This is a genomic window from Nocardia sp. NPDC058518, from assembly GCF_042719655.1.
Classification (GTDB): domain Bacteria; phylum Actinomycetota; class Actinomycetes; order Mycobacteriales; family Mycobacteriaceae; genus Nocardia.
On sequence record NZ_JBHXNJ010000013.1, the window covers coordinates 193,623 to 206,510 of the forward strand.

The window sequence follows — 12,888 nt, forward strand, 5'->3', positions numbered from 1 at the left end:
ACACACACACCCTCCCCCCCCCCCTCTGTTCGTCTCTGTTGGTGTTTGTGTCACGCGCCCCCCCCCCCCCGGGGGGGGGGGGGGGGGGGGGGCCCCCCCCCCCCCCCGGCCCCCCGCCCCCCGCGATGTCACAACGGCTCACTCCACCCCCACTACCCCTGTGGCGCAACGGTTCTGGAAAGGCCGCTGGCGCGCAGGACGCGGCGGCCGATCGCGGCGCGGATGGAGTCCTCGGTGCCGATGACGCGGACGTGGGTGCGGGCCCTGGTGATGGCGGTGTAGAGCAGTTCCCTGGTGAGCAGCGTGGATTCGGGTTCGGGAAGGACGACCGAGACCGTGTCGTACTGGCTGCCCTGGCTGCGGTGGATGGTCATGGCGAAAACCGTGACCACGGCGGGGAATTGCGTCGGGTGGACCAGGTAGGGCTCACTGCCGCGCTGGAGGGCCGCGCGCAGTGAGCCGTCGGGGCGGCGGATGATGACGCCGGTATCACCGTTGTAGATGCGGGCCTCGTGGTCGTTGGCGGTGACCAGCAGCGGTTGCCCGGGGTACCAGACCGATTGCGGCCCTTCGGGTCCCGCGCCACCCGCCGCGGCCCAGTCGGCTGCCATCCGGTCCCAGCGTTCGACACCGAAGGGGCCCTGGCGGTGCGCGCAGAGCAAGCGGTGTGATTCCAGCGCGGTCAGGGCGCCGATCGCGTCGCCCGCTTCGGCGGCGGCCGTGACGGCGAGGGCGCCGGTTGTCACGTCCGCCCGCACAGCGCGGACGTCGTCGGGGGTGCACAGCGATACGTCGTCGCCGCCCGCTCGCAGAATAGCCAGCGCCGCATCGGCATCGCCCGCACGGACCGCGACCGCCAGGTCGGCGATATGCCCGCCGAACCGCCTGCCCCTGGTCAACCGGACGATCCCGCCTTGCAAACGCCGCTGCTCGAGGGCGGTGAGCGAGTGCGTTTGCGTAGCAGGCACCTCCGCGCCCGCTCCATCACCAGGAGCCGTTGACGGCTGCGATCCACCGAGATCGAGGCCGAGCACCGCACGAAGCGCCGGGTTCGGCGCGCCGCTGACCGGCCCGGCGACGAGATCGGCCAGCACCGCACCCGCATCGACCGAGGCCAGCTGGTCGGGGTCGCCGACCAGGACAAGGCGGGTATCGGGGCGCAGAGCGGAGAAGAGGTGGCTCATCATCGTCAGCGACACCATCGAGGTCTCGTCGACCACGACGACGTCGTAGGGCAGCCGGTTGTGTTCGTGGTGGCGGAACCGGGTGGTGCGGCCACGTTGCCAGCCCAGGAGTCGGTGCAGGGTCGAGGCGGTGAGTTCGGGCAGGCCGAGGACGGCGGCTTGTTCGCGCACCGCCTCCTGCAGCCGGGCCGCCGCCTTGCCCGTGGGGGCGGCGAGGGCGATACGCAGGGCGGGCAACTTCGGCGAGGCGCCGCGATGGGCGGTGAGCAGAGCCAGGATGCGGGCGATGGTGTGGGTTTTGCCGGTGCCAGGACCACCGGCGACGACGGTGGTCCAGTGGGTCGCGGCCAGGGCGGCGGCCAGTCGTTGCCGGTCGGGGCCGTCACCGAGAGGGTCGGCGAAGAGCCGATCCAGCTGCGCGCGAACGAGTTCGGTATCGATCGCCGGGTGGTCGGCACTGCGTTCGGTGAGCACTCGCCGCAGGGTTTGTTCCTGCTGGTAGTACCGGTCGAGGTAGAGCAGCGCGCCACCCTCGGCGTCGGCTTCGACGATCCGCAACGGGCGCAGCGGACCGGACTGCCCGCCGCAGATCAGCGGACTGCGACGCAGGGCGGTGAGCACCCGATCGGTATCCGGCCACGGCAGGGTCGCCGGGTCGATTCCCGCGGCGCCGTCGCGGGTTTCATCGGCATCGATGCCGATCTCGCGCATCCGGGCCAGCTCGAGACACACCGATCCGGAGCGCACCGCGCGCACGGCCAGCGCGGCCGCGAACAGCACGTCCTCGCTGTCCTCGCGCCCCATCCGACCCAACCGCACCGCGACGTGCACGTCCGCCGCCGACAGCACGCCGGCCTCGTTGAACACCCGCAGCAGCCCGGTCCCCCGCTGCGCCACCTGAATCGCCGTCATCGTTGCCCCGCGAGCAGATCCGACAGCGCGACAACCAGTTCCGCGGACGGGTGCCAATCGAAAACGCCGTGTCCCGGTGGGGTCGACGCGCCGATCATGCCCCGGACGAACAGGTATCTGGCCCCGCCGAGATGGCGCGCGGGATCGTAGTCCGGCAACCGCCAGCGCAGATAACGGTGCAGCGCAACGGCATACAGCAGCGCTTGCAGCGGATAGTGCGAGCGGATCATCTCCGCGACCATGTGGTCGCGACGGTAGTGCTCGACGGTGAGGTCCCCGGTGCCGAGCCGGTTGGTCTTGTAGTCGACGATGAGATAGCGGAGCTCGCCGGTGTCATCGGGTACCCGCAAGACCGCGTCGATGCTGCCGGTGAGGTAGCCGCGCAGCACCGTATCGGGCAGTGCGGCAACGTGATCGGCGTATCCGGCGAGATCGTCGTCGGCGGGTACGTGGGTGCGCAGCAGCGCGGCGACGGCGTGCATCCCGGCCGAGCGCGCGCCGGGTGTGTCACCACCACCGAGTGGCAGCTCGAATTCCAGTTCGTTGAGCCGGTCACGGGTGGCGATCGCGGCCAGAGAGCCGAAATCGGCCGGGGTGCGCAGGACTTCGAGCAGCGCCGAGGACAGCACGTCGACATCGAGCTCGGCCATCGTGTGCTCGACCGCCTCGACACACCGTCGGTTGACCTCGGCGGCGAGGTCGGGCACCGAGGTGTCGACCGTTTCGAGCACGCCGTGGACCAGCGTGCCGAACTCGGCGCCATAGGGCAGGTCGTTCATCAACGACGGGGCGGCCGTGCTGCCGGTCATGGCGTCGACCGGTGCCTCGGTCGGTTCGTCGTCAGGACCTGGACCGTCCTCGGGTTCGGAGTCGCTCAGTCCCGGGGCGTCGTGCGCGCCCGCGGTGAGCGCCGAATACGAGGTACGCCGCCACTGCTGGTCGAGCGCGCGGGTGAACCCGGCGGCCGCCAGCTCACCGGTCGGCAGCTCGGTGCGCACCCGCCGGGGCGCCACATCCTCGGGGCGATCGACCATGGTCACCGAGATCGCGTCCGAGGCGCCGGCGGCCCACTCGGAAATCCGTTGCGCCGCAGCGGTGTCAGCGGGAATCTCCGCACGCCGCGGAACCTGCGCCGAACCCGGTCGCCTGCCCAGCATCATCCGGTGCAGCGGCGCGGCGCCGGTGGTCACTGCGGGCGCCCACCACGCGACGACCTGGCACATCGCCCGGGTCAGCGCCACATACAGCAGCCGCAGCTCCTCCCCCGATTCCTCTGCTTCACAACGCAATTGGCGCTCGCCGTAGCCGGGGGCCTCCTTGCCGCCGATATCGAGGACCCTGGTGCCGTTGTCATCGTGGAACAGCAGCGTCGCCGGATATGGATTCTTGGCGCTGTCCCAGGTGAAAGGCAGGTAGACGATGGGGAATTCGAGGCCCTTGCTGGCGTGCACGGTGGCGATCTGCACTGCCGCCGCGTCCCGATCGAGCCTGCGGCTGCGACCGCTGATGCTGCCGGCCTCCGGGTCGCGAACACGGTCGGCGAGCCAGCGGGTGAGCGCGGTCAGGCCGAGCCCCTCGGCCACCGCGACCTCGTCGAGCAGCTGCGCGAGGTGGCGCAGGTCGGTGAGTTCGCGTTCGCCGTTGTCCACCGCGAGCAGGCGCGGCGCGAGGTCGGCTTCGGTGGCGAGCTTGTCGAACACGGCGGCGAATCCGGCGCGCGCGAACAATCGCGCGGCGTCGCGCAATTGGGTGGAGACCCGGCCGACGAGATCCGCACCGCCCGAGTCGATCTCGGCTGCGGTCACGCCGAGGATCGGTGTGCATGCGGCCAGCCGCACCCGGTCACCGCGATGCGGTTGTTCGAGGGCACGCAACACCCACAACCAGTCGGTCGCGGCGACGGTCGCGAAGACGCTGGTGCCACCGGCCAGGACGGAGGCGACCCCGACCCGATCCAACGCCGCACGCACCACATCGATCTGGGATCGGGTGCGCACCAGCACCGCGATATCGCCGGGCCCGATCGGTCTGCGTACCCGGCCGTCGCCCACTTCGCGCAGCGATTGATCCCCGCCGCGTACGGGTTTGGCGTCGATGGCGGTGCCGGATTCGAGCAGGGTGACGATATCGGCGGCCAGGTCGTCGGCTACCTTGGCCCGCTGCCTGCCCACCGAAGGGAACCCCGACCGATTGCGCGGACCGGCCCCGGTCCGCGGCAGCACCCGGAGTCGCAGCGGGCTGATCGCGTCCGGTTCACCGTGCAGTCGGGTCGTCGGCCGTGTCGGCGTGACCGGGTACACGCTGATCTCGGGGTGACCCAATTCCGCACCGCCACACAGGTGGTCGATGGCGCGCAGCAGTCCGGCGTCGCTGCGCCAGTTGCGGGTGAGCTCGCTGCGTCGATCCGCCAGTGCCACGGCGTCGAGGTAGCTGAGCACTTCGGCGCCGCGAAAGGCGTAGATGGCTTGTTTCGGGTCGCCGACCAGCACCAGGGTGGCGTGCTGGTGGAAGGCCAGGCGCAGGATGTCCCACTGCAACGGATCGGTGTCCTGGAACTCGTCGACCAGCGCGACCCGGTACCGCTGCCTGATCCGGGCGCAGGCGCGCGGCCCGTGTTCGGGGTCGGCCAGCACGTCGTGCAGCAGCACCAGCAGGTCGTCGAAATCACGCAGTCCCGCACGGCGTTTGCGGCGTTCGGTCTCGGCGCGCACGGCGCTCGCGTAGGCCACGCGCTCCCCCGCCGCACCGTCGGTGCGTGGCGCGAGGTCGGCGTGCCGATCGTGGACCGCCGCCAGCGCCAGGGTGTGCGCGTCGCGCAATGTGAAGGGGGCGCGGTCGCGGGCGTAGCGGGCCAGGTACAGGTCGTCGGCGACGGTGGCGACGAGGTCGTCCACCGATTCGACCAGCCGGGCGCCCGGGTCGTGTTCACCGGCGAGACCGAGTTCGTCGAGCATCCGCTGACAGAACGAGTGGGTGGTGGCGATGGTGCCCGCGTCGAAATCGGCCAGGGCGGTGAGCAATCGGTGCCTGCGCAGACGCACGGTCGCGGGGTCGGTGTCGGCCATCGCCCGGACGAGTTCGTCCTGGTGGTGCCGTGCGGCATCGGGCTCGGCGAGTGCGGTCGCCACCGTGACGAAACGGTCCCTGGTGCGTTCGCGCAGTTCCTGGGTGGCGGCGCGGCTGAACGTGACGAGGAGCAGTTCGGTGATCGCGATGCCCGCCTCGGCGACGTAGCGCACCGCGAGCCCGACGATGGCGTGCGTTTTGCCGGTGCCCGCGCTGGCCTCGAGCACGACGGTGCCCTGGGGCAGCGGACCGGTGGCGTCGAAGGCGGTGGGCGCCGATACGGTCCCCGTCACGGCTGTCCCTGACTTTCGGCGGCGAGTAGTGGCGCCCACCAGCGGCGCGCGAGGGCACCGAAGTGGGTGCTCTCCGGCTCGCCCGGTCGGCTGGGTTCGGTGGCGAGACCGGCGAATCGGGGTGCGCGACCCCACACGTAGCGCAGGTAGCGGTCGGTGTGGTCGCCGAATTTGTCGGGGCCGTTGGGGCCGCCGTCGAAGGCGTGTTCGGCGGCGAGCAGGGCGTCGGCGACGCTGTCACCACGGAACCGGCGCTCGGCGTAGGCCGCGGTGGCGGCGGGTGCGCAGGGCAGCGGTTCGCACAGTCCTTCCTCACGCAACCGGACCAGATCACGCAGGATCGCCAGTGCGGCAGGCGCTTCGGGTGCCGTGATCACCGATCTGGCCACGGGTCTGCTGCGGAATTGACCTCGTCCGGTACTGATCGCCTGCCACGATCGGTCTTCGGTAGCGGCGAGGGCGAGTAGCGACACCCAGGACGCGAGCCGGTGTTTCGGTGCCAGACGCGAGTAGGTGGTGCGCACCAGTGTCTCGCCGCGGACCTCTGGCACGGTGCCCGCGAGGGTGCGACCGTTGCCGAGGTCGATGGCGATGTCGACGGCGCGCGGCGGTGCCTCGTAGTCGGGTAGTGCGGTGCGGACGAGGGTGTCGACCGTGCCTTCCACTTCGTCGAGCACCTTGGCCCCGAAACTGAAGGGGGGCAACGTTCCCCGGCGCCATTCGGCGGCACGCAGGCCCGCCGGGTCGGCTCCGGTGAGGCGGGCGGTCAGCATTCGTTCGCCGAGATCCCACTTCGCCAGGCCGTCGAGTTCGATCGGGAGCTGATCGGCGATGTCCTCGGATTCTTCGGGCACCCGCAGGCCGAGCCGCTGCCACAGGAACGCGCGCACCGGGTGTTCGGCGAACGAGATCAGTTCCGCCAGTGCGACATCGGCGACGGGAGCGGGCGGCAGCGGCGCGGTGAGCAGCGGTGGGCGCGGTCGTGACGGGCGGGCGGCGGCGCGCGCACCGGCCAGGGCCACGGTGTCGAAGCTACGTGGGTTCTCGGGGGCGAAGTTGCGGCGGTCGAAGGCTTGCAGCGGATGCCGGATATGGACGGCATCCATGGCTGCCGGTCCCACCTGGGTGGCGAGCACGTCGAGGAGTTCGGCCACCGGGACGGCGGGCGGGCGGGCGGCGCCGGTGACCGGGTCGGCGCCGGTGTGCAGGACCAGCAGGGTGTCCCCGGCCGCCATGATGGCGTCGAGGAGGAGCTGGCGGTCTTCGCTGCGCGCATCGCGTTCGCCGACCAGCGGGTCGCGGGCCAGCAGGTCGTCGCCGTCGACACTGCCCGGTCGCGGGAAGACGTCGTCGTCGAGGCCGAGCAGCACCACCACGCGGTGCGGCACCGACCGCATCGGCACGAGGGTGCACACGGTGAGTTCGCCGGTGCGGAAGTTCGCGCGGCCGGGGCCGCCTGCCAGTCGACTGGTCAGCAGGACCGCCACGTCGGCCAGCCGCAGCGGGGTGGCACCCGCGTGTTCGGTGGCGGCGACGATCTCGCGGCGCGCTTCGGTGCGGATCCACGACTGCGTGACGGGCACATCGGTGAGCAGTTCGACAGCCCGCAGCAGCACCGAGGTCCATTCGGCGGCGGGCCGAGGACCGCGCAGGTCACGCAGACAGACCGCGAGCCGGTCGATGAACTCGGCGAAGCGGCCCGCGACGTCGACATCATTGGAGTCGACATCGTCGAGTGGCAGCGCCAGATCGAGCCAGTCGTCCCCGGATTCGTCGGCGGTGACCCCGAGCAGGATGCGGTCCACCGCGGCATTGAGGGTGTTCTGCGCGAAATCGGCGAGGCCGAACGCCTCGCGTTGACGCTGCCCGATCCCCCACCGCGCGCCCGACTCGGCCGCCCACTCGCGCAGCCGTTCGATGTCATCGTCGTCGAACCCACACCGGCGGCGCACGGTCTCGCTCGCCGCCAGGTCGAGTACCTGCGTCACCGTGACGCGACCGTCGGCGAGTTCGAGTAGCTCGATCACCACGGCCAGCATCGGGTTGGTCACCGCCCGCCCGCGATCGGCGAGCCGCACCCGCAACTGATGCGCCGGGTGTTCACCCTCGACCGGCAGGTCGACGCCGGTGCCGCGCTGCCCGAACGCGGCCCGCACCAGCGGCCCGAACGCCTCCACGTCGGGGCACATGATCAGCACGTCGCGCGGCTCGAGCGTCGGATCCGCCGCGAACGTCCTCAGCAGCAGATCGCGCAGTACCTCCACCTGCCGCGCCGGGCCGTGACACGCGTGTACCTCGACACTGCCGTCCGGAGCCGCACCCGTTTCGGGGAATCGGTCCTCCCGCACGGCCGCCTGGACGACACCGAGTAGCGAGTGCGTGGCGATCTCATCGGGGAGGTGAATGTCACTGTCCAGCACCGGATTCAGGCGCTGTTCCAACTCCCGCACATCCCGGGCCAGCCCCGCGAGCAAGGGGTGGGAAACCAGGTCCGCGGTGTGATCGTCCGCGCGCGGGCAAACCGTTGCACCGACTCCACCTCCGGCGACCGCCCGAGCATCGCTGAGCATGGTCCACATGGCCGGGCTCGGGTGTGCCATCCAGAGGTGGACGTCGCGGTGGGCGGCGAGGGCGGTGATGACGGCCAACTGGTCGGCGGGAAGTCGGGTCAGGCCGAAAACAGAGAGCCGCTCGGGCAGGTCGACCGAGGCGGGATCGGCGCGCAGGCGGGCGCAGGCGTCAGCGAGTCGTTCGGCCGGGCTCGGGGCATCGACCGCGGTGCGCAGCGCGCGCCACAACCGCGGCTGCCACGCGAGATCGTCGGGTACCGGCCCGCCCGCGCCGTCGGTGTCCGCGCCCGCGGCCCAGTCGAGCAGCACCTGCGGACGTTGGGCGGCGTAGGAGTCGAACAACGCGGCCAGGTGGGCGGCGGTGGCGTAGCGTCGGCCGACTCGGTGATCCGCCCCCGGCAGGCCGAGATGGCGCGCCAGAACCGCTGCCCACGGCTGGTCGGCGACCTCGTCGATCACCCGCAGCAACGTCCACACCAGTCGCTGACCGGCCCACGGATCGTCGGCGGGCGCGACCCCACTCGCACCGGCCAGCACCTCGGCCACCAGCGCCGCGGGCGCGGGAAAGGCGATATTCGCGGCTACCCCGTCGCCGACCGGGCCACGACCGGCACCAGCCACATCGGAGCCGGAATCCGCGACGCCCACCACACCGAGCACACCCGACAACCGTTGCGCCAACCAGCGCTCCACCCCTTTGGCCGGCACCGCGACCACTTCGGTGACGAAAGGATCGGCAGGCACTGCCCCCAGCAAACGCCCCAGTCCGTCGGCCAGCGCGTCGGCGCGTTCGGCGCGATGGAGGTGCAACGGCATCCGTTGTTTATACGCCCAGCGACCGACCCGCAATCGAGCGCCCCCGCCACCACCACTGGACCGGGCTAGTGAAATACGCCACACCGCAACGCGTCCCGGCCACGCCTGCGGCACCCTCGACGCCGACCGTGGGATCGTTGCCGTTCGGGTGGGACAGTACGGCCGCGGGCGAAAGGCTGGTTTCGTTTCATGATCGCGCAGGTGTTTCCCCTGGTTCCCGGTGGCGGCTTCATCGTCCGCCGAGTGGGCGCACGCTGGGAGCTGATCAATTCCCGGCGCTACGGGCCTGATCAGGTACTGCATTCGTGGCCGCTGGACCGGCACGGCGAGGCCTTCGAGCACTGCCATCGCCTCAACGGCTGCACCATCGCCACACCGCACGCCGCGCATCACTGAACGCAATTCCCGTGCGCCGCAACAGCGCTGTCGCCCGGGGGCCCGATTTGCGGTGAAGTTGTGCGCTCGAGCCTTCGGTGTGCGAGTGTGGTCCCTCGTGCGTGACCGTTCTCCTTCCACCCGTGTCGTATCCCGGGTCGCAGCAACTGCCTGCCTCCTCGCCGCCGCCGCCGTCCTCACTCCGGGCGTCCCCGTTCTCGTCGCTCCGGCCCATGCCGCGCCGCCCGCGTTGACCCAGGTGTCGTTGCCGGGATTCGACGCCGACATGAGCGCCCGGATAGCGCGCGCCGACGCCTACCTCGCCGGTCGCCCCGGCGCCGTCGGCTACGTGCTGCGTGACCGCAAGACCGGCGGCATCTACGCCAACGAACACGCCGAGAACCAGGTCTGGACCGCGTCCACGATCAAGCTGGCCATCGCCGCCGACCTGCTCAACCGGGCCCGCGTCGGCGCCATCGGCCTGTCCCCCGACGACCGCTTCAACATCGAAGCGATGCTGGCCACCTCCAACGATCACGCCACCGACGTGCTGTGGCACAAGTACATCGGCTTCGACCGGATGGCCTACAACAACGCGTTCCGCGGCTACGGCATGGTCAGCCTGATCCCGCAGCCCACCACGACCGCGCTGTTCCCGGACTGGTCGTTCCAGAAGTGCACGGCCGCCGACCTGGACCGGCTGATGAACACCATCCTCGACACCATGCACCCCGAAGATCTCGCCTACCTGCTCGACCGGATGCGCTCGGTCGACTCCAACCAGCACTGGGGCGTGTGGGGCGCGGGTGCGCGGATGCGGCCTGGCCTGAAGAACGGCTGGTCGGCCGAGGCCGACGGCTGGGTGGTCAACTCCGTCGGCGTCGCGGGCGCCGACGAGCGCTACACGCTGTCGATCATGAACGCGCTCGGCGGAGCAGGCGGCTACACCGACGGCGCCGAGACCGACACCCGGGTGGCCGAGGTTCTTCTCGCAGGTCGCTGATTCGGCCGATCCCGTATTGTCGATCTCGTCGTTCGACGAGACACCGCATCACACGCCGCGATCGGGTTCTTGTTGCGACGTCACAACCGGAGCCGACTACGGTTAACCCTGTCACCACCACCGCGGGGTCCGCCCCAGTCTGTCGAGGAGCGCGACGATGAGCACTGAGTCTGTCGGGAAGCGGCACCACGTAGTGGTGATCGGTTCCGGGTTCGGCGGTTTGTTCGGTACCCGGCATCTGCGCAAAGCCGATGTCGACGTCACGCTCATCTCCAAGACGTCGACCCACCTGTTCCAGCCGCTGCTCTACCAGGTGGCCACCGGCATCCTCTCGACCGGCGAGATCGCTCCGGCCACGCGTCTGGTGCTGCGCAAGCAGAAGAACGCGCAGGTGCTGCTCGGTGACGTCATCGACGTGGACCTGGCGAACAAGAAGGTCACCTCGCGACTACTCAACCGCGACACCGTGACCGGCTACGACAGCCTGATCGTCGCCACCGGTGCCCAGCAGTCGTACTTCGGCAACGATCACTTCGCCACCTACGCGCCCGGCATGAAGACCATCGACGACGCGCTCGAACTGCGCGCACGCATCCTCGGCTCGTTCGAACAGGCGGAGCTGGCGACCACTCAGGAAGAGCGCGACCGGCTGATGACGTTCATCGTCGTCGGCGCCGGCCCGACCGGGGTGGAGCTGGCCGGGCAGATCGCCGAACTCGCCGACCGCACCCTCGACGGCACCTTCCGCACCATCGATCCCCGCGACGCGCGCGTCATCCTGCTCGAAGGCGCGGGCGCGGTGCTCGGCCCGATGGGCCCCAAGCTGGGCGCCAAGGCGGCCAAGCGGCTCGAGAAGATGGGCGTGGAGATCCAGCTCAACGCCATGGTGACCGATGTCGACGCGCACGGCGTGATCGTCAAGGACGCCGACGGCACCACCCGCCGGATCGAGGCCGTCTGCAAGGTGTGGTCGGCGGGCGTGCAGGCCAGCCCGCTGGGCAAGATGATCGCCGAACGCTCCGACGGCACCGAGGTGGACCGGGCGGGGCGCGTGATCGTGGAGCCCGACCTCACCGTCAAGGGTCATCCGAACGTGTTCGTGGTCGGCGACCTCATGTCGGTGCCCGGCGTGCCGGGGCAGGCGCAGGGTGCCATCCAGGGTTCGACCTACGCGGCCAAGGCCATCAAGGCGGGGCTCAAGGGTCAGACCCCTGAGCAGCGCGCGCCGTTCAAGTACTTCAACAAGGGCTCGATGGCCACGATCTCGCGGTTCGACGCGGTCTGCCAGATCGGCAAGCTCGAGTTCAGCGGATTCCTGGCCTGGCTCGCCTGGCTGGCACTGCACCTGTACTACCTGGTCGGTTACCGCAGCCGGATCGTCACCGTGATCGGCTGGTTCGTGTCGTTCCTCGGCCGCAACCGCGGTCAGATGGCGGCGACCGAGCAGTGGATCTTCGCGCGGCTGGCGATCGAGGAGGTCAACGCCGATCAGGCGGAGGCCAACGAACTCGCGGCCGACGTGGGCGCGCCGCCGACCACCGCCGAACCGCTCACCGCGGAACAGCGCAAGATCGGCTGACACAGCTCAACAAGGCCGGGTGGTTCCGTCGAACCACCCGGCCTTCGTCGTGCCAGTTACCTTTCCGCATACCGGCATTGCGGGTTGCCGACGTTTCGGACCCATCCGAGTCGAGCACCGGTCCGAATGTCGGAGGTCATATGTGTGACCAATCCCCAGGATGAAAGGTGATCTATGGCGACGGGGAAACACAGGGCGCCGAACTTGCAGCGACAGAAGGTAGGTTCGGTCGTCGCAGCCGGAGCGGTACCCCTGGTCATGGCCCTGATCGGCACGGGCACCGCGAATGCCGATCCCGCGCAGGCGGCGGTGACCCAGCCCGAACATCAGCCCGGAGCAGAGTTCGACGCGGTGGCGCCCAATGCCACCCCGTACGTGGGCCAGCCGATGCCCGCGAACACCCGCAGCTCGCTGCAGTGGTCGCGGACGGGGCCGGAAATGGATTACCTGTCACCGGTGGGTCCGCTGCACGCGCCGACCGCGGTCGCGCCGGTGCCACCGATCCTGCCCCCGCCGGGGCAGTTCCGCTTCGGTGACCAGCAGGTTCCGGTGCCGGACTTCGTGCCGGTCGATACCTCGATCCAGATCAACGACGCCGCGGCCAATACCGAGGCCAACCTGGCGACGTTCCTCGACTCGGTCGGGCTCGAGCGCAGCCGCTCGGACCGGATCGCCTCCGAGACCCTCGGTTCGGCGGCACGGGGCGCGGCGGTCGGTTCCACCGTGGCGATCCCGTTCGCGATGATGGCGAGCACGGGCGGTGCGGTGGCCGGGCTCATCGCCGGTATCCCGTTCGTGCCGATCGGCTTGGTCGCGGGCCCGATCCTGGGCGGCATGGCCGCGTACATGGCCGTGTCGATCCCCGTCACGGTCGTCGGCGCCGGCATCGGTGCGGCGGTGGGCGCGGCGAGCGGTTTCCTCGCGCCGCCACGTGGGATGGTCCCCGAGGCCGCCGATTCCGAAGCCGAGCTCGTCAGCGCTTGATCGAATTCCCAGCGGTGGGAGTCGGGTTTTCTGCCCGGCTCCCACCCCCGGGGTTGGAACCACTTAGGTGTGGGCTAGCTGTCGCGCGCGCTGGCGGAGAGAGAGC

Annotated in this window: 7 protein-coding genes; 4 read left to right on the forward strand and 3 right to left on the reverse strand. The window is 70.4% G+C overall.

Going from position 1 to position 12,888, the window contains the following annotated elements; translation table 11 throughout:
• Positions 1-152: 152 nt before the first annotated feature.
• The 3 genes from recD to recC are packed head-to-tail and all read right to left on the reverse strand — an operon-like array spanning position 153 to position 8,841.
• A complete protein-coding gene (recD, locus tag ACFWPX_RS22535) occupies positions 153-2,096 on the reverse strand; it encodes an exodeoxyribonuclease V subunit alpha (protein ID WP_378928971.1) in 1,944 nt (647 codons plus the stop codon).
• Positions 2,093-5,455: a UvrD-helicase domain-containing protein gene (locus ACFWPX_RS22540; protein WP_378928972.1), complete on the reverse strand. Its 3,363-nt coding sequence runs from the start codon at positions 5,453-5,455 to the stop codon at positions 2,093-2,095. The genes recD and ACFWPX_RS22540 overlap by 4 nt, the downstream gene beginning before the upstream one ends.
• Entirely contained in the window at positions 5,452-8,841 is a 3,390-nt protein-coding gene (gene recC / locus ACFWPX_RS22545) for an exodeoxyribonuclease V subunit gamma (protein ID WP_378928973.1), read from the reverse strand. Before recC ends, ACFWPX_RS22540 begins: the two co-directional genes overlap by 4 nt.
• Before the next feature lie 189 nt (positions 8,842-9,030).
• Here recC and ACFWPX_RS22550 point away from each other — a divergent pair, with 189 nt between their 5' ends.
• The 4 genes from ACFWPX_RS22550 to ACFWPX_RS22565 all read left to right on the forward strand — a co-directional run bounded on the left by ACFWPX_RS22550 (position 9,031) and on the right by ACFWPX_RS22565 (position 12,782).
• On the forward strand, positions 9,031-9,237 hold the full coding sequence (locus ACFWPX_RS22550; RefSeq protein WP_378627280.1) for a hypothetical protein: 207 nt from the start codon (positions 9,031-9,033) through the stop codon (positions 9,235-9,237).
• 85 nt (positions 9,238-9,322) lie between these two features.
• Positions 9,323-10,219 carry a tat pathway signal sequence gene (locus ACFWPX_RS22555; protein ID WP_378928997.1) on the forward strand — a complete coding sequence of 299 codons (897 nt, stop codon included), beginning with the start codon at positions 9,323-9,325 and terminating at the stop codon, positions 10,217-10,219.
• A 157-nt stretch (positions 10,220-10,376) separates the two neighbouring features.
• A complete protein-coding gene (locus tag ACFWPX_RS22560; protein ID WP_378928974.1) occupies positions 10,377-11,798 on the forward strand; it encodes an NAD(P)/FAD-dependent oxidoreductase in 1,422 nt (473 codons plus the stop codon).
• 204 nt (positions 11,799-12,002) lie between these two features.
• Entirely contained in the window at positions 12,003-12,782 is a 780-nt protein-coding gene (locus ACFWPX_RS22565; protein WP_378928975.1) for a hypothetical protein, read from the forward strand.
• Positions 12,783-12,888: the final 106 nt, after the last annotated feature.